Origin of the sequence: Microbacterium sp. Leaf151, assembly GCF_001424225.1 — a bacterium.
In the GTDB taxonomy this organism is placed as follows: Bacteria; Actinomycetota; Actinomycetes; order Actinomycetales; family Microbacteriaceae; genus Microbacterium.
In genome coordinates this window covers 616,560-638,066 of sequence record NZ_LMOR01000004.1, presented here as the reverse complement: position 1 = coordinate 638,066, position 21,507 = coordinate 616,560, and the positions used below count along the sequence as shown (strand labels likewise).

Here is a 21,507-nt window from a genome sequence, read left to right as displayed (position 1 = left end):
AAGGGGGAAGGGTTAGACCGGAGGGGAAGACGCCGACGTATCGTGTGAGCTATGTCACTCTCAGGAGAGTATCTACCCAGCACCAGCGAATGGGCCCGCCAGCAGGCGGAGACGTTCGAAGCCACGGGGGGCCAGGAGTCCGCCGACATGCGGGGCGTACCCATCATCGTCCTCACCACCGTCGGCGCCAGAACCGGGGGTCTGCGCAAGACCGCCCTCATGCGCGTCGAGCACGACGGCAAGTACGCGGTCGTGGCATCCAAGGGTGGGGCGCCCGAGCACCCGGCCTGGTTCTACAACCTCGTGAAGAACCCCCGCGTCGCCCTGCAGGACGGCGACGTGAAGAAGGAGTACGACGCGCACCAGGCCGAGGGGGCCGAGCGCGACGAGTGGTGGGGCTACGCGACCGAGGTCTGGCCCGACTACGACGAGTACCAGAAGAAGACCGACCGCCGCATCGAGCTGTTCGTACTCGAGCCGGTGGCCTAGAGCCCGCCCCGGCCCCCCCCCGCGGGCGCCCCCGCCCGTTGAGTGTCCAAGACATGCCGCTGCGCCTTCGCGAAGGCGGCGTGTCATGGACACTCAAGGGGCCCGCGGCGTCGCTCCACGGCGTGAAGGCGGGCGCCGCCGGTCGAGCTGTTGAGTGTCCGAGACACGCCGCTGCTCGCCGGGGGATGCGGCGTGTTCTGGACACTCAACGGGGGTGGGTCGCCGCGGCGGGCCGAGGGGGGCGCTTCCGCCCGCCTCCTGAGTGTCCGAGACACGCCGCCGCCCGCCGGGTGGATGCGGCGTGTTCTGGACACTCGACGGGTCAGGGGGCCGGGTGATGGATGCCGGGGGGCGCAAACCTCACACGAACACCGCGGCCCCGTGAGAGAAACGTTCGCCGGGGGTAACGCCGGGGCGACGGCGGGGGAAACCTCGGTTGCTTAGCGTCGGGGCATGGCCCGCACGAACCCTGCAACCGGTACGAAACACGCTGCTGACCGCCGCGCAAAGTCCGCCGCGTACGGTGGCGGCGTGCTTCACCCCGCGTCATCCGGCTCCGTCGTCGTCGTCGGCGCGGGCATGGTGGCGCACCGCTTCGTCGAGAGCCTCACCAGCCGCGACACCGACGGACGCTGGGCGGTCACGGTGCTCGGCGACGAGGCCCGTGGCCCCTACGATCGCGTCGGATTGACCGGCTACTTCAACGGCAAGACACCCGACGACCTCGCCCTCGATCCCGCCGTGCTCGATCACGAGCGGGTGCGGGTCGAGACTGATGCGCGCGTGACGAGCATCGACCGCGAGAACCGCACCGTCACAACGGCCGGCGGCTCCACGCACTCCTACGACCGCCTCGTGCTCGCCACGGGCTCGTACGCGGCCCGCCTCGCGCTCGACGGCTTCGATCACCAGGGCTGCTTCGTGTACCGCACGCTCGACGACGTCGCCGGGATGCGCGCCTGGGTCGCCCAGCGCTCGGCGCAGCTGGGTCGTCCCCTGCGCGGAGCGGTGGTGGGCGGAGGCCTCCTCGGTCTCGAAGCGGCGGGTGCCCTCCAGGCCGAGGGCGTCTCGCCGTTCGTGCTGCAGTCGAACGAGCGGCTCATGTCGGCCCAGCTCGACCTGGGCGGCGCGAAGGCGCTGCAGCGGCTCATCGAGGCGCGCGGCATCGAGGTGCGCACGTCGTCGGTGACCACCCGGGTGGATGCCGACATCTCCGGCGCCGTGTGCGGTATCGAGCTGCGCGACGGCACGTGGGAGGCCGTCGACATCGTCGTCTTCACGGTCGGCGTGCGGCCCCGCGACGAACTCGCCCGCACCGCGGACCTCGCCGTCGACGCCCGCGGCGGCGTGGTGATCGACGGAGGGTGCGACACCTCCGACCCCTCCATCCTCGCGATCGGCGAGGTCGCCAGCTTCGACGGCCAGTGCATCGGTCTCGTCGCCCCCGGCTACGCGATGGCCGAGGTCGCCGCCACCCGCCTGCTGGGAGGCGAGGCGTCGTTCCCCGGCTTCGACACCTCGGCCAAGCTCAAGCTCTCGGGCGTCGAGGTCGCCAGCTTCGGCGACGCGTTCGCCGAGACGCCGAATGCGCTCGACGTCACCTACGCCGATCCGGTGTCGGGCGTCTACAAGAAGCTCGTGCTGAGCGACGATGCGCAGACCCTGCTCGGCGGCATCCTCGTCGGCGACGCCTCGGCGTACACCTCCCTCCGCCCCCTCGTCGGTCGCGCCCTCGGCGGCGACCCGGCGGCGTACCTCATGCCCTCGGACCTCGCGCCGGCCCCGCAGGGCGACCTGCCGGCCGACGCCATCGTGTGCTCGTGCAACGGCGTGACCGCGGGCACGGTTCGGGATGCCGTGACCGAGCACGACTGCGCGGATGCCGCCGAGGTCAAGGCGTGCACGAAGGCGGGAGCGGCGTGCGGCTCGTGCTTCACGCTCGTGAAGAAGCTCGTCGCGACCGAGCTGGCGGCATCCGGAAAAGAAGTGTCGAACGGCCTCTGCGAGCACTTCGCGTTCACCCGCGCGCAGCTCTTCGACGCCGTCCGGGTGTCGGGCCTGAAGACCTTCACCTCGATCGTCGAGCGCTTCGGCACCGGCCGCGGCTGCGACATCTGCAAGCCGGCGCTCGCCAGCATTCTGGCGAGCCTGTACTCGGGGCACGTGCTCGACGGCGAGCTCGCGACGATGCAGGACACCAACGACCACGTGATGGCCAACATCCAGCGCGACGGCACCTACAGCGTCGTCCCGCGCATCGCGGGTGGCGAGATCACGCCCGAGGGGCTCGTCGTGATCGGCGAGGTCGCCCGCGACTTCGGGCTCTACACGAAGATCACCGGCGGCCAGCGGATCGACATGTTCGGTGCCCGTCTCGAGCAGTTGCCTGAGATCTGGAAGCGCCTCGTCGACGCCGGCTTCGAGTCGGGGCAGGCGTACGGCAAGTCCCTGCGCACCGTGAAGTCGTGCGTCGGTCAGACCTGGTGCCGCTACGGCGTGCAGGACTCCGTCGGCATGGCCGTGCAGCTCGAACTGCGCTACCGCGGTCTGCGCTCGCCGCACAAGATCAAGTTCGGCGTCTCGGGTTGCGCGCGCGAGTGCGCCGAGGCCCGCGGCAAGGATGTCGGGGTCATCGCCACCGAGGCCGGCTGGAACATGTACGTCGGCGGCAACGGCGGCTTCACCCCGCGTCACGCGGTGCTCTTCGCTGAGGGGCTCGACGACGACGGGCTGCTGCGGGCGATCGACCGGTTCTTGATGTTCTACATTCGCACCGCCGACCGGCTTCAGCGGACGGCCCCGTGGATGGAGGACTACGAGGGCGGCCTCGACGCGCTGAAGGGCGTCGTTTTCGACGACACCCTGGGCGTTGCGGAAGACCTCGACCGCGCCATGGCCGCGCACATCGACAACTACGAGGACGAGTGGGCCGCGACTCTCGCCGACCCCGAGAAGCTCAAGCGGTTCCAGAGTTTCGTGAACGCCCCCGACAAGGCCGACCCCACGCTTGCGTACGTCTCCGAGCGCGGACAGCCCCGCCCCGCCACCGACGAGGAGCGCACCTCGGGTGCCGTGTTCATCGGCGGCACGACGCTGGCGGTGCGCTCGTGACGATCGTGGATGCCACGACCCCGGATGCCACGAAAACGGATGCCATGACCCCGGATGCCGCTGCCCCCGCCGCCCCGCCGCTCGCTGCTTCGCCGTCGGTCACGGCCGCCGCGGCCGCGCCGCCGTCGCCCGCCTCCTCTCCGTCGGCAGCGTCCGTCCTCGCCTCCGCCGCGTCCGGTGCCGCGGAGCCGGCCCCCGCGCCCGCTGCCGGCGCAACGGCCCCCGCGGCTCCGCCCGCCCCCGCCGCGGGCTGGGTGCGCGTCTGCCGCGTCGACGACCTGCTCGTCGAGCGCGGGGCCGCCGCCCTCATCGGCGACCGGCAGATCGCGCTGTTCCGCACCTTCGACGGTCGGCTCTACGCCACCGACCAGATCGATCCGTTCAGCGGCGCGGCCATCATGTCGCGCGGCATCGTCGGCGATCGAGCGGGCGTTCCCACCGTGGCATCCCCGATGTACAAGCAGGTGTTCGACCTGCGTACGGGTGGCTGCCTCGACACGCAGGGCAAGGATCCGCAGTCGCTTGCCGTCTACCCGGTGGCCGTCGCCGAAGGCGATGTGCTCGTGAAGATCCCAGGAGACCCCCGATGATCGCCCTCGCAGGACTCGACCTCACCGACCGTCTCGTCGTCTGCGTGGGCGCGGGCCGCGTCGCCGAACGCCGCATCGAGCGGCTGCGCGCCGCCGGTGCGCGCGTGCGACTCATCGCGCCCGAGGCCACCGTCGCTCTCGCGGCGCTCGCCGCGGCCGGCGACATCGAGTGGCTCGCCCGCTCGTTCGACCCGAGCGACCTCGACGACGCCTGGTTCTGCCACACAGCGACCGGGTCGGCATCCATCGACGCCCTCGTGGTCGACGCCGCCGAGGCGCGGCGCGTGTGGTGCGTGAACGCCGGGCACGGCGGCAAGGGCACCGCGCGCCTGGCCGCCGAGACCACCAGCGGCGACGTGATGGTCGGCGTCGTCTCCACGGCCGGCGCCGACCCGCGCCGCAGCGTCGCCGTGCGCGACGCCATCGCCGCGCGCCTCGCCGAAGGCGCCCTTCCGCTCCGCCGCCGACGGCGCACACCCGTGGGGGGTGTCGCGCTCGTCGGCGGCGGCCCAGGTCCGGTCGACCTGCTGACCGTGCGCGCTCGCGCCCTGCTCGCCGAGGCCGACGTCGTCGTGTACGACCGCCTCGGACCGACCGGCGTCCTCTCCGAACTTGGCGACGACGTCGAGCTGATCGACGTCGGCAAACGCCCTCAGCATCACCCCGTGCCGCAGGACGAGATCAACGCGCTCCTCGTCGACCGCGCCGCGAAGGGCCTGCGGGTCGTGCGTCTGAAGGGCGGCGACCCCTTCGTCTACGGCCGCGGCGGCGAAGAGGTCCTCGCGTGCCGGGCCGCCGGCATCCCCGTCGAGGTCGTCCCCGGCATCTCGAGTGCCATCGCAGTGCCGTCGGCCGCGGGTGTCCCCGTCACACACCGGGGTGTGGCCGGTACTCTGCACGTTGTGAACGGTCAGGAGACGCCGAGCGAGGCCACCCTCGCCGCCCTTCGCGACGACACCGCCACGGTGGTCGCGCTGATGGGTGTGAGCGCTCTGCCCCGCTTCGTCGCGGCAGCCCGCGCCGCGGGTGCGCCCGACACGCGCCCCGTCGCCTTCGTCGAGAACGGCCACACGCCCGCTCAGCGCACGATCCGCACGACCCTCGGCACGGCGATCCAGGATGCCGAGACCCACCGCCTGGCCAACCCGGCGGTGCTCGTGTTCGGCGAGGTCGCCCGCGCCGACCTGCTGATGCCGGTGCCCGCGCTGCGGGGCGAGGGGATCGGGTGACCGCTCCCGTCCGGACGATCAGCACGGTGCTCCAGGGGTGCACCATGCTGCTTCCCGTCGACCGGCGGTCGGGGGAGCTGTCGGCGGCCCTCGAGCGTCACGGTGCGCGCGTGCGCGTCGCTCCGGCGCTGACGATCATCCCGCACGTCGACGACGACGAGCTCATCGCCCAGACCCGCCAACTCGTCGCGGATCCGCCCGACGTGGTGGTGGCGACCACCGGCGTCGGATTCCGCGGCTGGATGGAGACCGCCGACGAGGCGGGCCTGCACGACGACCTGAGCTCCGTGCTCGAGCGGGCGCGCATCGTCGCGCGCGGCCCCAAGGCGCGCGGAGCGATCCAGCAGGCGGGGTTCGAGGCCGATTGGGTGGCCGAGAGCGAGACGGCGGCGGAGCTGCGCGACTTCCTCGTCGCCGAGGGGATCGAGGGGCTCCACGTCGCGGTGCAGCACCACGGCTCGGGTGCCGACGGCCTCGACGAGGCGTTCGAGGCGGCGGGCGCCCGCGTGACGAGCCTCACCATCTACCGCTGGGGTCCGCCGCCCGACCCCGAGGTCGTCGCAGCATCGACCCGCCAGGTCGCCCGGGGCGAGGTCGACGCCGTACTGTTCACCTCCGCCCCCGCGGCGCGCGAGTGGATTCTCGCAGCCGGCCGCGCCCACGCCCTCGAGGGGGTGGCATCCCGAGCTCGAGACGGCCGGGTGCTGGTGGCTGCGGTCGGTCCGATCACCGCCGGCCCCCTGCTCGACGCCGGGATCGATCCGCTCGTGCCCGACCGGGGGCGCCTCGGCGCGCTCGTCCGCGCGGTCGTGACGCACTACGGCGGCCCCGAGGCCCCCGCGATCCCCACGACGGTCGGTCGCCTCGGCATCCGATCCGCCGGTATCGTGCTCGACGGCGTCTTCACGGCTCTGCCGCGCACGGGGGTGGAGATCCTGCGGGCCCTCGCACGCCACCCCGGCGCGGTCGTCTCGCGCACCGACCTGGTGGCCGCACTCTCGAGCGCCGAGGCGAGCGGGCACGCGGTCGAGGTGGCCGTCGCCCGCACGCGCGAGGCGCTCGGCGGCATCGACCTGATCCGCACGGTCTACAAACGCGGCTACCGTCTCGACCTGGTCGACGAGGAGGACTCATGACCGCCGTACTCATCGCCAGCGCCCATGGCACCCGGTTCGAAGAAGGACGCGTGGTCATCCGCGCGCTGCTCGACGTGCTGCGCGAGACCGCGCCCGAGGGCGTCGAGGTGCACGAGGCCTACGTCGACGTCCACGGGCCCTTCGTCACCGACGTGGTGGCCGCCGCGCGCGAGCGCACGGACGACATCGTCATCGTGCCGCTGCTGCTCTCGACCGGTTACCACACCGAGGTCGACCTCGTGGAGGCCGCCGGAGGCCTGCCCATCGCCCGCGCCCTCGGGCCGCACCCGGTGCTCGCCGAGATCCTCGCCGACCGCGTGCGCGCCACCGGTGCCGGCGCCACCGACACGGTCGTGCTCGCCGCCGCCGGTTCCACGCGCCCGGGCGCGGTCGTCGACGTCGAGCGGATGGCTGAGCTCATGGCGGATGCCGGCGTGGCCGGCCCCATCGTGACGGCGTACGCCGCGGCATCCGAACCTCGCATTCCGGATGCCGTGGGCGCGGCGCGCTCCGCAGGCGAGCGGACGGTGGCCGCGAGCTACGTGCTCGCCCCCGGGCATTTCTCGCGCGTGATCGAAAAGGCGGAGGCCGACCTGACGTCGGAGCCGATCGGCGCCGACCCGCGGCTGGCTGACATCGTGTGGGAGCGCTGGCGCGAAGCGCGTGAGGCTGCGGCGGCCGACGCTGCTGCGGGGGAGGTGGCTGAGCCCGTCGACGCGTCCGGGCGTGCTGCGGCGGAGGGGGCTGTGCCTGTCGAAGCCTCCGGTGGTGCGGTGGGGCCGGTCCCTTCGACGGGCTCAGGGACCTCCTCGGGCTCAGGGACCTCCTCGGGCTCAGGGACCGTTTCGGGCTCAGGGACCTCTCCGGGGTCAGGGATCTCTCCGCGGCGACGCACCGCGAAGAAGGTCGCGCGGGTGACGGGCCGTGCCGTGCTGGTGGCGCTGCTCGTGCTCCTGGCCGGGGTCGTCGTCCTCGCGGCAGCGGGCCTCTCCGACGATCGGGGAGTGCGGCGACGCCGCCGCGCCTGAGAGGCGGGCTCCGGCTGCCCGGGTAGGGTTCCTCTCGCCCATGCATCGCCTTCTCGTCGCCCTCCTCGCCGCCCTCGACGCCGTGCTGGCCGCCGCGGGCGGCATCGCGGTGATCCTCGCGCCCCTCGCGCTGCTGTGGGTCTTCGGCGTCGGCGACCCCGACTGGGGAGCGCTGTGGCCGGCCTCGGCCTCCATCTGGCACCTCGGTCATCTCGTGCCGGTCACGGTCACCCTGCCCGACGCGTACCTCGCGGCGACCGGCATCGATCCCACGTTCGCATCGTTCACGTTGTCGCTCGCGCCGCTCGCCCTCGCGGCTTTCACCGCCCTGTTCGCCGCTCGCTCCGGAGCTCGCGCGGCCGCGGCCGGGGCGGCCATCACCGGGTGGCTCTCGGGCTCGGTGGTCTTCGCCGGGATCGCGGTGCTCGTGGGGGTGAGCGCCAACGCCGAGCTGGTGGCATCCGAGGTGTGGCTGGCCATCCTGCTCCCGTCGCTCCTGTTCTTCGTGCCGTCGTTCCTGGGCGCGTTCATCGGCGCCTGGCGCGTCGGCGACGACGGCCCGGTCGATGCCCTGCGGACGCGCATCCGACGGCTCCCGCACGCCTGGGCCGAGGTGCCCGCGCTCGTCGTGAGGGGACTCGCCTTCACCACCCTCGGACTCGTCGCCGTCGGCGGCGCCGTGGTCGTCGTGGGCCTCATCGCGCGCTCCGCTCAGGTCATCGGCCTGTATCAGGCGAGCAACGCGGATGCGATCGGTGCGACCGTCATCGCCCTCGGCCAGCTCATGTACCTGCCCACCCTCGTCGTGTGGGCGGTGGCCTTCACGGCCGGCCCCGGCTTCGCGCTGGGCACCGACACCGCCGTCACCCCGGCTGGGACGCAGGTCGGCGCGCTCCCCGGCATCCCGGTGCTCGGCGCCGTACCGGACTCGACCTCGTCGTGGCTGCTCCTCCTCGCGTTGCTGCCCGTGGCCGTGGGTGTGATGACCGGATGGATGCTGCGATCCCGGATGCCGCGTACCGCCGGCCCCGAACCGTTCGGCCCGCGCCTGGTGGTGACGCTCGCCGTCGCCGCGCTCACGGGCGGTGTCGGTGCGCTCGCCGCCCTCGCCTCATCGGGCTCGATCGGTCCTGGACGCCTCGCCGACACGGGACCCGAGCCCGGCCCGCTCGCCCTCGTGCTCGGACTCGAGGTGCTCGTCGGGCTCGCGATCCTGCTGCTGAGCCCGCGCGGGGGCGGGGACGACGTCGACGACGACCGCCACGACATCGCCGCTCGTTCCGGCGGGAACTCCGCGTTCGTGTCGTCCGGTGCTCGTTCGGACTTCCCGTCGTGGCCCTCCACCGATCGTTACCCCGACGCACCGCCGGCCACGGCGCCGTCGGGGTGGGGTCATCTGCCGGGGTGGGCCGGAGGCGACACGGACGAGCCCGCGGATGCCGTGCCGGCGGGTGCGACCCCGACCGGGGCGCCGTCGACCGGCAGCGATTCGAGCGGCGTCTCCCTCGGGGGTTCGCTCACGGGGACGACCCCGGCCGGCGCGGGAGCGTCGACGAAGAAGACGAAGGCTCCGACGAGCCCCTCCGACGTGCCGCCGAGCGACCCGTCGACGACGGACGCGCCGTCCTCGACCCCGGATGCCGTGCCGGACGACGACGTGCGCGCGCGTATCCGCGCAGCCTGGGCGGCGGCCGACGGCGACAGCGAGGGGGACGACACCGACCACCGGCGCTGAGGGGGTCGGCGGACCGCACCTCGGGCGCGACCTCGCCCGACCCTATGAGCGTCGACGCACCTGCGTAGACTGGGCGCGTGCTCACGGTCGCCGTTCTCATCTCCGGCACCGGCTCCAACCTCCGCGCCCTGCTCGAGGCGGCATCCGCCCACGACTTCCCGGCGCGCGTGGTCGCGGTCGGTGCGGATCGCGAGGCCGACGGCTTCGCCCACGCCGAGCACTTCGGCATCCCGACCTTCCTCGTGCCCTACGGGGCGTTCGCGTCTCGCGAGGAGTGGGGCGCCGAACTCGGGGCGCAGCTCGCCGTGTGGCAGCCCGACCTCGTCGTGCTGAGCGGCCTCATGCGCCTGCTGCCCGCCGACCTCGTCGCCGCATGGCAACCCCGCATGATCAACACGCACCCCGCGTTCCTGCCGGAGTTCCCCGGCGCGCACGGTGTGCGCGACGCGCTCGCCGCCGGGGTCGAGCAGACCGGCGCGAGCGTCATCGTCGTCGACTCGGGCGTCGACACCGGGCCGATCCTGGCGCAGGAGCGGATCCCCGTGCTGCCCGGCGATGATGAGGACGCCCTGCACGAGCGCATCAAACCCGTCGAGCGACGACTGCTGATCGACGTCGTCCGACGCATCGCCGAAGGTGAGCTCGACCTCGCCGCCACGGCATCCCGAACCGCCTGACCCGCCGGCGGGCGTCGGCCCGTCGCGCATACGAATCCGACTCGAGACACAGGAGCCGAAAGCCATGGCCGGACCCCGCCACGACCCCGCCGACTACCGTCCCCGCGACGTCGTCCCGATCCGCCGCGCGCTGGTGTCGGTGAGCGACAAGACCGGTCTCCTGCAGCTTGGTGAAGCGCTCGCCGCCGCCGGTGTCGAGATCGTCTCGACCGGCGGCTCGGCCACGCTGCTGCGCGACGCCGGCTACGACGTCAGCGACGTCTCGGCCGTGACCGGCTTCCCCGAATCGCTCGACGGACGCGTGAAGACGCTGCACCCGAACGTGCACGCGGGCCTCCTCGCCGACCTGCGGCTGGCCTCGCACGAGGCGCAGCTCGACGAGCTCGGCATCCGTCCCTTCGAGCTCGTCGTGGTGAACCTGTACCCGTTCGTGGAGACCGTGGCATCCGGTGCCGAGGGCGACGACGTCGTGGAGCAGATCGACATCGGCGGCCCCGCAATGGTGCGCGCGTCGGCGAAGAACCATGCCAACGTCGCCATCGTCGTCTCGCCCGAGTCGTACCCGGCGATCATCGACGCCCTGCGCACCGACGGCGGCACGTCGCTCGTGCAGCGGCGCGAGCTGGCGGCCCGCGCCTTCTCGCACACCGCCGCGTACGACACCGCCGTGTCGACGTGGTTCGCCGAGGGCACGCTCGGCGACGACATCGACCTGCCCGCTCACCTCACCATCCAGGCCGAGCGCCTGTCGACGCTGCGCTACGGCGAGAACTCGCACCAGCGTGCCGCGATCTACTCGCGCGTCGGCGGCCACGGCATCGCTCAAGCGGCGCAGCTGCAGGGCAAGGAGATGTCGTACAACAACTACGTCGACGCCGATGCCGCCCTCCGCGCCGCCTTCGACATGGTCAAGCCCGCGGTAGCGATCATCAAGCACGCGAACCCCTGCGGTATCGCCGTCGCCGCCCCCAACGCGCTCGACCCGATCGCCTCGGCGCACCTGCGCGCCCACGAGTGCGACCCGGTGTCGGCATTCGGTGGCGTCATCGCCGCCAACCGCACGGTGACGTTGAAGATGGCCGAGAACCTTCGCGACATCTTCACCGAGGTCATCATCGCGCCCGACTTCGAGCCCGAGGCGCTCGAGGTGTTCAAGCTGAAGAAGAATCTGCGCGTGCTGCGCCTGCCCGTCGACTGGCAGCAGGAGCGCATGGACGTGCGCCTGGTGTCGGGCGGCCTGCTGCTGCAGGACGCCGACCGGTTCCCCGACGACATCGAATCCGTCGCGAAGGACTGGGAGCTCGTGTCGGGCGAACGTCCCGCCGACGCCGACATGGAGAGCCTCATCTTCGCCTGGAAGTCGTGCCGCGCGGTGAAGTCGAACGCCATCGTGCTCGCCCAGGGCTCGGCCACGGTCGGCATCGGCATGGGCCAGGTCAACCGCGTCGACTCGTGCCGCCTCGCCGTCGAGCGCGCCGGCGATCGCGCAGCCGGCTCGATTGCGGCATCCGATGCCTTCTTCCCCTTCGCCGACGGTCCGCAGGTGCTCATCGACGCCGGGATCTCGGCGATCATCCAGCCCGGCGGGTCGGTGCGGGATGCCGAGGTGATCGACGCCGCGCGCGCGGCCGGCGTGACCATGTTCTTCACAGGCGAGCGCCACTTCTTCCACTGACGCGTCGCTCCACGCCGCCCCCGTGACGTCGGTCGCGGGGGCGGCGGTGCGTGTGCGGGGTGGGGTGGCGGCGGGTGCCGTCCGGTGTGGACGCATAAACGCGATTCGTGCTCGTAAACAGGCAGAGTGAGTGTTTACGCGCAGGAATGGCGTTTATGCGTGCGGAGTTCGAGGCGTCGTGCGCTGCGGGATGGGCCGCGGTGTCGCAGGCGGTGGTGGTGGGGCGGTGGGGCGGTGGGGTGGTGTGTGCGGTGGGGCGGGTGCCGTGCGGTGCGGCGGGTGCGGTGCGGCGGGTGCCGTGCGGTGGGCGCGATGCGGCGGGTGCCGTCCGGTGTGGACGCATAAACGCGATTCGTGCTCGTAAACACGCTGAGTGAGTGTTTACGCGCAGGAATGGCGTTTATGCGTGTGGAGTGCGACGCGTTGTGCGCTGGGAGATGGGCGGCGGTGTCGCAGGCGGTGGTGCCGGGGCGGTGGGGTGGGGTGTGCGGTGGCCGGGCGGTGCCTCGGAACGCGCGCCGTCGTGGTGGGCGAGCGCCGCGTGTGGAGGAGTAGAGCGCGTGTGGGAGGAGTAGAGAGCGCGTCAGGCGCTCATCGCGATGAGCTTCGCGATCGTGTTGGCGTTGCGGGCGGTGCCGACGACACCGAGCTGCTTCTCGAACCAGCCGGCCTGCAGCTTCGAGCCGCCGATGCCTTCGGGATACCGCACGAAGACCTCGCGGCCGTCGAGAACGGCCTCTTCGAGGATGCCGTCGGGCAGCGCGAGGGCTACTGAGGCCGGTCGGCCGTCGAGGAAGACGGTCTGCACCCACCGCCCCTCCGCGGCATCCGCCCACGGGTTCCGGATCACGGTGTCGACGAGCTGTGCGTGCGTGCGCACGACGACGGGCAGATCGAAGCCGAACGCACCGCGCACGGCGTCGCGGATCGCCTGCGCGATGTCGCCGGAGGCGCGCCCGGCGGCATCGAGCACGACGTTGCCCGCCACTTGCAGCGTCTCGACCTCGCCGACACCTGCGGATGCCAGAACCTCACGCAGCGCAGGCATCTTCAGCGCCGTGGGACCTCCGACTCCGCGGATGAGGGCGACGGTGCGAGGCATGCTGCGACCCTACGCCGAGCGGACGACCCGCGGGAGAACGCGTCACGCGGAGCCCCTGAGCCTCGACGAGAAAGACCTCGGCGAGTGAGGAACGCCGGGAGAAGTCGTTTCTCGCGCGTCAGAGCGTTTCTCCACGCAAGCCGAACGCCGCCGCCGCGGCTGTGCGCTCCCGCGAGTCGCCTGGGCCGTTCCGAGCGGCGCCGCGCCCCGCCGCCCCGGGCGCGCGCCGCCGCGAGTGAGCGCAGCGGCGCAACGTATCGCCGCTCCGCGCCGCTCCGCGCCGCCCGGGCCGCACGGCCGCGGTCAAGCGGAGTCGCGACCGAGCGTCTCCAGCAGACGCAGCCAGACCTCGCTCACCGTGGGGTACGACGGCACGGCGTGCCAGAGGCGTTTGACGGGCACCTCTCCGACGATTGCGATGGTGGCGGAGTGCAGCAGCTCCGCGATGTCGGGGCCGACGAAGGTGGCTCCGACGAGCACACCGCGATCGAGGTCGACGATCACGCGAGCCTTGCCGACGTACGCGTCGGACTGCTCGCTCGATCCGGCGATGCTCGCCAGGTCGTAGTCGAGGACCTTCGCGTTCAGCCCCTTCTCTTCCGCCTTCGCGGCGGTGAGACCGACGGATGCCACCTCGGGATCGGTGAACGTGACCTGGGGGACCGCGTCGTGATCGGCGGTGGCGACGTGCGCACCCCACGGTGCGTCGTCGACATCGGCACCCTGCGCACGGGCAGCGATCACGTCGCCGGCTGCGCGGGCCTGGTACTTGCCCTGGTGGGTGAGCAGCGCGCGGTGATTGACGTCGCCCACCGCGTAGAGCCAGTCGAAGCCGCGCACGAGCAGTGTGTCGTCGACGTCGAGCCAGGAGCCGGCTTCGAGGCCCACGGCATCCAGTCCGAGATCTTGCGTGCGGGGCGTGCGACCCACCGCGACAAGAACCTCGTCGGCGGTGACGGTGGTGCCGTCGGAGAGTTCGAGGACCACGCGGCCGTCGTCGTCGCGGCGGGCGGCGGTGGTGTCGGCCCCCGTCTTGACGGTGACGCCGCGCTCGCGCAGCGAGGTGGCCACGAGCTCGCCCGCGAACGGCTCGTTGCCCCCGAGCAGGCCCGAGCGCGCGATGATCGTGACGCGCGATCCGAGACTCTCGAACGCCGTCGCCATCTCGGCTCCCACAACGCCGCCGCCGATGATGGCGAGCGAGCCGGGGATCTGTTCGACCGCAGTGGCCTCGCGGCTCGTCCAGGGGGAGACGTCGACGAGGCCCGGGATGTCGGGCAGCAGAGCGGCGGAGCCCGTGCACACGGCCACGGCGTGCCGGGCGACGAGGTCGGTGACGCTGCCGTCGGCGGCCGCGACGCGCACGGTCTTCTCGCCGGTGAGGGTGCCGAGGCCGCGCACGAGGTCGATGCCCGCACCCTGGAGCCACTCGACCTGGCCGGAGTCGTCGTAGTTGCTGGTCATCGTGTCGCGGCGCCGCAGGACGGCCTCGACGTCGAGATCGCCGGTGACGGCCTGCTTCGCTCCATCGACATCGCGCGCAGCGCGCAGGGCGGCGGCACTGCGCAGCAGAGCCTTGGACGGCATGCACGCCCAGTACGAGCACTCACCGCCGACGAGCTCGGACTCGACGATGACAGTGGTGAGCCCGGCCCGTGTGGCGTAGTCGGCCACGTTCTCGCCGACGGGGCCGGCGCCGATGACGATGAGGTCGTATTCGCGTTCGCTCATGCCGCTCACGCTACCGACGCCCTCCGACATCGTGCGGGGGTTGCGGCGGCGGCGGTGACACCCCACGCGACCAACAGCTTCGGGGCGCGTAAGGCCGTCGGGGGCAGAGAATGCGCGCCTCGAACGAGGGATCACGCCGCGAACTTCGAATCGCCCCCCGAACAGGGGATGCCGCCCCGGACCGACGGTCGCGCCTGGATCCGGGATCGCACCGAACCGCGGGCGGCTTCGCGATCGCCCAGGGCTGAGCGCGAACGCGAAGGCGGCCGGTTCCTTCGGGCCCGGCCGCCGTGTCGTGTGGGTACGGGGCGTTGGTGCGCCGCCGTATGTTGCGCGCGGAGGCGGGGACGCGTGGGGGAGAGGAGGGGATCGAACCGAGGGAGGATGCCGGGGCGCGGGGCGATCCTCCGCTCGCTGAATCTCCTCCCGTGGCGGCCGCCGGTCGGGGCCCCTCACCCTAGGCCGGCGTGATCCCGCCGGAACGGCCATGTCCGATTTCCGCCGATCGATGTCGGGGGTCGGTGGCAGAGTGGATGCCATGACCCCCACCACCGTCGACGCACCGGGCTTCCCCGAGCGCTATCGCGCCATCCAGTCGCGCGATCGCCGCTTCGACGGGCAGTTCGTCACGGCGGTGCGCTCCACGCGCATCTATTGCCGTCCCAGTTGCCCCGCCCGCACGCCCAAAGAAGAGAACGTCACGTTCTTCGCCACCTCCGCCGCCGCGCACGAGGCCGGCTACCGCGCCTGCAAGAGATGCCTTCCCGAGGCCGCACCCGGCTCACCCCTGTGGGACGTGCGGGGAGACGTGGTGGCGCGGGCGATGCGTCTCATCGCCGACGGCGTGGTCGATCGCGAGGGCGTGCCCGGTCTCGCGCGACGACTCGGCTACTCCTCGCGGCACCTCACGCGGCTGCTCGCAACCGAGCTGGGCGCCGGGCCCCTGGCCCTCGCCCGTGCCCACCGGGCTCACACCGCGCGCGCCCTGCTCGTGGGCACCGATATGTCGTCGGCCGACATCGCCTTCTCCGCCGGTTTCTCGAGCATCCGGCAGTTCACCGAGACGATCGGCGAGGTGTTCGGCATGCCGCCGCGCGAGCTGCGGGCGCGCCGACCGGCGGGCAACGGCGCCGACGCCGCGGGGGCTGCGGCGGGCGAGATCGATCTCGCCCTGCCGGTGCGCGGACCGATCGACACGATCGGCCTGTTCGGATGGATGCGCGCCCACGCCGTCCCGGGCGCCGAGGTGGGCGACGACCGGTCGTTCGCTCGCGTCGTGCGCCTTCCCGGCGGGCCGGCGTGGTTCGAGGTGCGCCTGGCCGACGACGGTCGGCTCCGCCTGCGTGCGCGGCTGGGCGCCCTGGCCGATCTCGGCACCCTCATCGCCCGCGTCCGTCGGCTGTTCGACCTCGACGCCGACCCGCTCGCGGTCGACGAGGCCTTGTCCCGGCATCCGGAGCTGGCATCCGCGGTCGCGGCGATCCCGGGGGTGCGCGTGCCCGGGGCGATCGACGCCGACGAGATGCTTCTGCGCGCCATGATCGGTCAGCAGATCAGCGTCGCCTCGGCCCGCACGATGCAGGGGCATCTCACCGCCCAACTCGGTGAGCCCGTGACCATCGGACCGGAGCCGCTCTCCCTCTTCCCCGACCCGGCGGTGATCGCCGAACGAGGTCACGAGGTCCTGCGCGGCCCCGCCGCCCGAATGAGGGCGATCGTCGAGGTGGCCGGGGCGCTCGCTAACGGAACGCTCACCCTCGGACCGGGCGACGACGGCGTCGAGCAGCGACAGCGCCTCCTCGCGATGCGGGGGATCGGCCCGTGGACGGCCGACTACGTGCGCATGAGGGTCCTGGGCGACCCCGACGTCCTCCTCCCGGGCGACGTCGCGGCCCGAGCCGGGGCGGCCGCCCTGGGGGTGCCCTCCGACCCGGCCGGGTTCACCGCCTGGTCCGAGCGCCTCGCTCCCTGGCGCAGTTACGCGATGGCGCACTACTGGTATGCCGCCCCCGTCACCCAGGCGTGGCGATCGCCGGCCGAGACCGCGGCCGCCGCCGTCGTCTCGCGACCGCGTCGGTCGTCGCGGACCGCGCCGACCGATGTGGCCGCCGCCGTCGTCTCCCGACCGCGTCGATCGTCGCGGACCGTGCCGACAGATGTCGTGGTGAACGACGTGGCGATCGACCTGCCCGCTGCCGCCGCAACCACGGCTTCCCCTCCCCGACCCGAGAGCGAGATCCCCTCATGACCACCGCGACCCTGCAGTTCGTCGAGACGCCCGACGGCCCCTTCGCGATCCTGGCCGACGAAGACGATCGGGTGATCGTGTCCGGCTGGACCAACGACCCCGACGCGGTGGCGGCACGCCTCCGACCGGATCGCCGCCCCGCCACCGTCGTCGCCGGTGAGACGGCGGCGGCCGAGGCCGTCCGTGCCTACTACGCGGGCGACCTCGCGGCCATCGACGGCGTCGCCGTCGCGCAGTGGGGCACCACCCTGCAGCTCGCGGGCTGGGAGGCCCTGCGGCGCATCACCCCCGGCGACCCGCTCACCTACACGGGCTTCGCCGCGGCGCTCGGATCGCCCGCGGCGGTGCGGGCCGCGGCATCCATCTGCGCTCGCAACGCCGTCGCGCTCTTCGTCCCCTGCCACCGCGTGCTGCGCGGCGACGGCACGATGGGAGGTTTCGCGTGGGGCACCGACGTGAAGCGGGCGCTCCTCACGCGGGAGGTCGCGGCCTGACCCGTTTGCAGATGAAACTGGTCGCGGGGGGCGACCCGTTTGCGGATGCGAGGCACCTCCGTCTGACCCCGGTGGCGGAAGCGAGAGGTCGCGGGGATGAACCGGTCGCGGATGCGAGGCGCCGCTGCCTGAAGCCGCGTGTGACCGCGACTCAACCCGGGTGCGGCAAGACACCCTTGCCCCTGGCGGCCTCGCGGAGATAATCTGGAGGGCTGCCGTCCCCCCCGCGGGAGCTTCATTCGACCAAGGAGGATGCCATGGAACCGATCGACGCCCCCGTCGCCCCGGCAGTCGCCTCCTCCGTCGCTGTGCGCCTCGCCCGACGCTCCTAGGGCCACGTCTGCGCTCCGGCGCCGCCGCTCCGCCCGGCCGACGATCCTCGTCGCGCCCCCGACTTCCTGTCCGCGCCCGATCCCGGCGCCCGCTTCGACCCCACGAGGATCATGACCACCTCAACGCCTCCTCCCCGTCTCTCCACGCCGCGCGCCCTCGCGCGGTTGCTGCCCATCGCCCGGCCGGTGCTTCCGCGCCTCATCGCGGGTGCCGCCACCGCCCTCGTCGCGAGCCTGCTCGCGCTGGCCATCCCGCTGGTGCTCGAGCAGATCGTCGCCGGCCCGATCGCCTCGCTCGATCCGGGCGCCCTCGTCTGGGGCTCGCTCGCCGTGCTCGGCCTCGGTCTCGCCGAAGCCGCGATGGTGTGGCTGCGCCGCTGGTTCGTGCTCGCGCCCGCCACCAAGGTGGAGTACGACCTGCGTCAGTCGTTCTACTCGCGCCTGCAGAGCCTCCCCGTCGCGTTCCACGACCGGTGGCAGTCGGGTCAGCTGCTCTCGCGCATGATGCAGGACATCAGCATGCTGCGCCGTTGGTTGGCCTTCGGCGTCATCCTGCTCGTGGTCAACATGCTGACCATCGGCATCGGCGCCGTTCTGCTGTTCCGCTGGCACTGGCTGCTGGGCGCGCTGTTCCTGGTGACCTCCGCCCCGGTGATCTACGTCGGCTTCCGCTTCGAGAAGCGCTACGGCGCACTGACCCGCCAGAGCCAGGACCAGGCCGGCGACCTCGCCACCTCGGTGGAGGAGAGCGTCCACGGCATCCGCGTGCTCAAGGCGTTCGGCCGCGGCAAGCACGCTCTGCAGAAGTTCACCCGTCAGGCCGAGTCGCTGCGCGAGACCGAGATCGACAAGGCCCGTGCCGTCGGCTGGATCTGGTTCTGGCTCGTGCTACTGCCCGACATCGCCTTCGCGGTGTGCCTGGGCGCGGGCATCGTGCTGACCCAGCTCGGACAGCTTCAGGTGGCCGAGCTCGTGGCCTTCTTCGCCATGGCCACCGTGCTGCGCTGGCCCATGGAGTCCATCGGCTTCCTGTTCTCGTTCCTACTCGACGCGCGCACGGCGACCGACCGCATCTTCGAGGTGTTCGACGAGCAGAACACCATCGTCGACCCCGAGAACCCGCGCACGATCACGGAGCCGCGAGGGGAGCTCACGTTCGAGAACGCCCACTTCCGGTATCAGGATGCCGCCGCCACCGAGCGCGACCTGCTCGACGGCGTCGACCTCGTGCTGCGTCCGGGCGAGACGATGGCGCTCGTGGGGCTCACCGGCTCCGGCAAGACGACGCTCACGACCCTGCCCGGTCGCCTCTACGACGTCACCGGCGGTCGTGTGCTGATCGACGGCGTCGATGTGCGCGACCTCACGCTCGCCGAACTGCGCCGCCACGTCGGCATGGCCTTCGAAGACGCCACGCTGTTCTCGCAGTCGGTGCGCGACAACGTCCTACTCGGCCGTGAAGACCTCACGCCCGGCTCCGAACGTGCCGAGGAGATCCTCCGCGAAGCGCTCCAGGTCGCTCAGGCGCACTTCGTCTACGACCTGCCCGACGGTCTCGACACGGTCATCGGCGAGGAGGGGCTCAGCCTCTCCGGGGGCCAGCGTCAGCGTCTCGCGCTCGCGCGCGCCGTCGCCGCGCGTCCCGCCGTGCTCGTGCTCGACGACCCCCTGTCGGCGCTCGACGTCGACACCGAGGCACTCGTCGAAGACGCACTCCGCGAGGTGCTGAGCGAGACGACCGCCCTGGTCGTCGCGCACCGCCCCTCCACCGTCACCCTCGCCGATCGCGTGGCCCTCCTCGAGGACGGACGCGTCACCGCCGTGGGCACCCACTCCGACCTGCTCCGCGAGAGCGACCACTACCGCTACGTCATCTCGAGCCTCGAAGAGGCCGAGCGCGAGGCGCGCACGGGGGCGATCCCGGTGATCACCGCCGACGACGACGCCCGGACCGAGAAGGAGGCGACCCGATGACCACCGCGACCGTCTCCGGAACCAGCGGCGAAGACCGCTCCGACTACACGCGTGACGAGAGCCGCGCCATCCGTCAGCGCTCCCTCCGCCTGCTCGGCTCGCTCGTGTCGCCCCTGCGCAGGCAGCTCGTGCTCGCTGCCGCGGTGCTGGTCGTGTCGACGGCTCTGCGCGTCGCAGGCCCGGCGCTGATCGCTTTCGGCATCGACAACGCCCTGCCCGCCGTGATCGAGCGCAGCGACTGGATGCCGACCATCGGCGTCGTCGGGGTGTACCTGCTCGCGGGAATCGGCGGGGCGGTGCTCATCGGCTGGTACGTCGTCGTGGCCGCGCGCCTGACGCAGGCCGTCATGCTCGATCTCCGCAAGCGCATCTTCCTGCACACCCAGCGCTTGAGCCTGGAGTTCCACGAGTCCTACACCTCGGGGCGCATCATCTCGCGCCAGACGAGCGATCTCGACACCATCCGCGAGCTCCTCGACGGCGGTCTCAACGAGCTGGTGTCGGGCGTGCTCTACGGCCTGTTCACGCTGGCCGCACTGTTCCTCATCGACTGGCAGTCGGGCCTGATCCTCACGGTCATGGGCCTGCCGATGTACCTGCTCATGCGGTGGTTCTACACGCGCTCGCAGGTCATCTACCGCGAGTCGCGCGTCATCAGCGCCCAGGTCATCGTGAAGTTCGTCGAGACCATGACCGGCATCCGCGCCGTCAAGGCGTTCCGAAAGGAACCGCGCAACGACGAGGAGTTCGGCAAACTCGCCGACGACTACCGCGACGTCAACATGCGCTCGATCAAGCTGTTCGGAACGTTCGAGCCGGGCATCATGGCCGTCGCCGCCGTCTCGGTCGCGGTGGTTCTGCTCTGGGGCGGAGGCCGGGTGATCGCGGGTCCGCTCGAGATCGGCGTGCTGACGGCCGCCGTGCTGTACGTGCGCAACTTCTTCTCGCCGCTGCAGGAGGTCGCGTTCTTCCTGAACTCCTACCAGTCGGCCACCGCGGCGCTCGAGAAGGTGTCGGGCGTGCTCGAGGAGCAGCCCACGGTCCCCGATCCCACCGACCCGATCGACCTCTGGTCGGCGCGCGGGCACGTGCGCTTCGACGAGGTCACGTTCGGCTACTCCGACGACCGCGTCATCCTGCCGCACTTCTCGCTCGACATCCCCGCGGGACAGACCATCGCCCTGGTGGGCACGACCGGCGCCGGCAAGTCGACCCTGGCGAAGCTCGTGTCGCGGTTCTACGACCCCACCCGGGGAGCCGTGACGCTCGACGACGTCGACCTGCGCCGGCTGCACCCGAAGGATCTGCGCCGCGCGATCGTCATGGTCACGCAGGAGGCCTACCTGTTCAGCGGGACCGTCGCCGACAACATCGCCCTCGGCAAGCCCGAGGCCTCGATGGACGAGATCCGCGCGGCCGCTCGTGCCGTGGGCGCCGACGGGTTCATTCAGAAGCTGCCCGACGGTTACGACACCGACGTGAACAAGCGCGGCGGACGTGTGTCGGCGGGTCAGCGCCAGCTGATCTCGTTCGCGCGGGCGTTCCTCGCCGACCCTGCGGTGCTGATCCTCGACGAGGCGACGGCGTCACTCGACATCCCCAGCGAACGCCAGATCCAGGACGCGCTGCAGACCCTTCTCGCCGACCGCACGGCGATCATCATCGCCCACCGGCTGTCGACGGTGGCGATCGCCGACCGGGTGCTCGTCATGGAGCACGGCCGCATCATCGAGGACGACACCCCCGCCGCCCTCATCGCGGGCACGGGCAAGTTCGCGCAGCTGCACGCCGCCTGGCGGGAGTCGCTCGTCTGACCGACGGAAGAGGGATGCCACGGTCCTCCGGCCATGGCATCCCCCTCCTGTGCTGTCGAGTTGTCGCGGGCCCCGCTGTCGCGTCATCTCCCGACCGTGACGTCCTGTCGTCGCTGGGCGTGATGTCCTGACGTTCCCTGAC

The 21,507-nt window shown here is 72.1% G+C and carries 15 protein-coding genes; 13 read left to right on the top strand and 2 right to left on the bottom strand.

The genetic code is table 11. The features are described 5' to 3' along the window. The first annotated feature begins 51 nt into the window (after positions 1-51). The 9 genes from ASF76_RS13615 to purH all read left to right on the top strand — a co-directional run bounded on the left by ASF76_RS13615 (position 52) and on the right by purH (position 11,670). Positions 52-489: a nitroreductase family deazaflavin-dependent oxidoreductase gene (locus tag ASF76_RS13615; protein WP_055958817.1), complete on the top strand. Its 438-nt coding sequence runs from the start codon at positions 52-54 to the stop codon at positions 487-489. A 453-nt stretch (positions 490-942) separates the two neighbouring features. Next, positions 943-3,600, top strand: a complete 2,658-nt coding sequence (nirB, locus tag ASF76_RS13610; protein ID WP_082485073.1) for a nitrite reductase large subunit NirB — start codon at positions 943-945, stop codon at positions 3,598-3,600. A gap of 5 nt (positions 3,601-3,605) precedes the next feature. After that, on the top strand, positions 3,606-4,190 hold the full coding sequence (gene nirD, locus ASF76_RS17700; RefSeq protein WP_327037577.1) for a nitrite reductase small subunit NirD: 585 nt from the start codon (positions 3,606-3,608) through the stop codon (positions 4,188-4,190). Further along, the gene (gene cobA, locus ASF76_RS13600; protein ID WP_055958814.1) at positions 4,187-5,419 is read left to right on the top strand and encodes a uroporphyrinogen-III C-methyltransferase; all 1,233 of its coding nucleotides are present in this window, start codon (positions 4,187-4,189) and stop codon (positions 5,417-5,419) included. The genes nirD and cobA overlap by 4 nt, the downstream gene beginning before the upstream one ends. Beyond that, entirely contained in the window at positions 5,416-6,555 is a 1,140-nt protein-coding gene (locus tag ASF76_RS13595; RefSeq protein ID WP_082485071.1) for a uroporphyrinogen-III synthase, read from the top strand. The genes cobA and ASF76_RS13595 overlap by 4 nt, the downstream gene beginning before the upstream one ends. Continuing rightward, entirely contained in the window at positions 6,552-7,583 is a 1,032-nt protein-coding gene (locus ASF76_RS16820; protein ID WP_082485069.1) for a sirohydrochlorin chelatase, read from the top strand. Before ASF76_RS13595 ends, ASF76_RS16820 begins: the two co-directional genes overlap by 4 nt. 40 nt (positions 7,584-7,623) lie before the next feature. Continuing rightward, entirely contained in the window at positions 7,624-9,318 is a 1,695-nt protein-coding gene (locus tag ASF76_RS13585; RefSeq protein WP_055958811.1) for a cell division protein PerM, read from the top strand. 77 nt (positions 9,319-9,395) lie between these two features. Beyond that, positions 9,396-9,995 (top strand): phosphoribosylglycinamide formyltransferase, encoded by a 600-nt coding sequence (purN, locus tag ASF76_RS13580; protein ID WP_055958808.1) that lies wholly within the window; start codon positions 9,396-9,398, stop codon positions 9,993-9,995. Between the two features lie 64 nt (positions 9,996-10,059). Continuing rightward, complete coding sequence (gene purH / locus ASF76_RS13575) at positions 10,060-11,670, top strand: bifunctional phosphoribosylaminoimidazolecarboxamide formyltransferase/IMP cyclohydrolase (protein WP_055958805.1); 1,611 nt, start codon at positions 10,060-10,062, stop codon at positions 11,668-11,670. A 583-nt stretch (positions 11,671-12,253) separates the two neighbouring features. Here the strand turns inward: purH and ASF76_RS13570 are convergent. After that, complete coding sequence (locus ASF76_RS13570) at positions 12,254-12,772, bottom strand: DUF1697 domain-containing protein (protein WP_055958802.1); 519 nt, start codon at positions 12,770-12,772, stop codon at positions 12,254-12,256. Between the two features lie 303 nt (positions 12,773-13,075). Next, positions 13,076-14,503 (bottom strand): dihydrolipoyl dehydrogenase family protein, encoded by a 1,428-nt coding sequence (locus ASF76_RS13565; RefSeq protein WP_055958799.1) that lies wholly within the window; start codon positions 14,501-14,503, stop codon positions 13,076-13,078. Between the two features lie 538 nt (positions 14,504-15,041). Between ASF76_RS13565 and ASF76_RS13560 the strand changes: the two genes are divergently transcribed. From ASF76_RS13560 to ASF76_RS13545, 4 genes are all read left to right on the top strand, one after another. Then, positions 15,042-16,751 carry an Ada metal-binding domain-containing protein gene (locus ASF76_RS13560; protein WP_082485067.1) on the top strand — a complete coding sequence of 570 codons (1,710 nt, stop codon included), beginning with the start codon at positions 15,042-15,044 and terminating at the stop codon, positions 16,749-16,751. After that, positions 16,748-17,245, top strand: coding sequence for a methylated-DNA--[protein]-cysteine S-methyltransferase (locus tag ASF76_RS13555; protein ID WP_055958796.1), 498 nt, complete (start codon positions 16,748-16,750; stop codon positions 17,243-17,245). Before ASF76_RS13560 ends, ASF76_RS13555 begins: the two co-directional genes overlap by 4 nt. Before the next feature lie 443 nt (positions 17,246-17,688). After that, entirely contained in the window at positions 17,689-19,551 is a 1,863-nt protein-coding gene (locus ASF76_RS13550) for an ABC transporter ATP-binding protein (RefSeq protein ID WP_055958794.1), read from the top strand. Beyond that, the gene (locus ASF76_RS13545; protein ID WP_055958790.1) at positions 19,548-21,365 is read left to right on the top strand and encodes an ABC transporter ATP-binding protein; all 1,818 of its coding nucleotides are present in this window, start codon (positions 19,548-19,550) and stop codon (positions 21,363-21,365) included. The genes ASF76_RS13550 and ASF76_RS13545 overlap by 4 nt, the downstream gene beginning before the upstream one ends. The last annotated feature ends 142 nt before the right edge of the window (positions 21,366-21,507 follow it).

Bases quoted from the DNA above. Each gene is read 5' to 3' on its own strand.
- ASF76_RS13545 (WP_055958790.1), top strand. From the start codon at position 19,548: ATGACCACCGCGACCGTCTCCGGAACCAGCGGCGAAGACCGCTCCGAC.
- ASF76_RS13560 (WP_082485067.1), top strand. From the start codon at position 15,042: ATGACCCCCACCACCGTCGACGCACCGGGCTTCCCCGAGCGCTATCGC.
- ASF76_RS13570 (WP_055958802.1), bottom strand. From the start codon at position 12,772: ATGCCTCGCACCGTCGCCCTCATCCGCGGAGTCGGAGGTCCCACGGCG.
- ASF76_RS13550 (WP_055958794.1), top strand. From the start codon at position 17,689: ATGACCACCTCAACGCCTCCTCCCCGTCTCTCCACGCCGCGCGCCCTC.
- ASF76_RS13555 (WP_055958796.1), top strand. From the start codon at position 16,748: ATGACCACCGCGACCCTGCAGTTCGTCGAGACGCCCGACGGCCCCTTC.
- nirB (WP_082485073.1), top strand. From the start codon at position 943: ATGGCCCGCACGAACCCTGCAACCGGTACGAAACACGCTGCTGACCGC.
- ASF76_RS13615 (WP_055958817.1), top strand. From the start codon at position 52: ATGTCACTCTCAGGAGAGTATCTACCCAGCACCAGCGAATGGGCCCGC.
- purH (WP_055958805.1), top strand. From the start codon at position 10,060: ATGGCCGGACCCCGCCACGACCCCGCCGACTACCGTCCCCGCGACGTC.
- ASF76_RS13565 (WP_055958799.1), bottom strand. From the start codon at position 14,503: ATGAGCGAACGCGAATACGACCTCATCGTCATCGGCGCCGGCCCCGTC.
- ASF76_RS16820 (WP_082485069.1), top strand. From the start codon at position 6,552: ATGACCGCCGTACTCATCGCCAGCGCCCATGGCACCCGGTTCGAAGAA.
- ASF76_RS13585 (WP_055958811.1), top strand. From the start codon at position 7,624: ATGCATCGCCTTCTCGTCGCCCTCCTCGCCGCCCTCGACGCCGTGCTG.
- cobA (WP_055958814.1), top strand. From the start codon at position 4,187: ATGATCGCCCTCGCAGGACTCGACCTCACCGACCGTCTCGTCGTCTGC.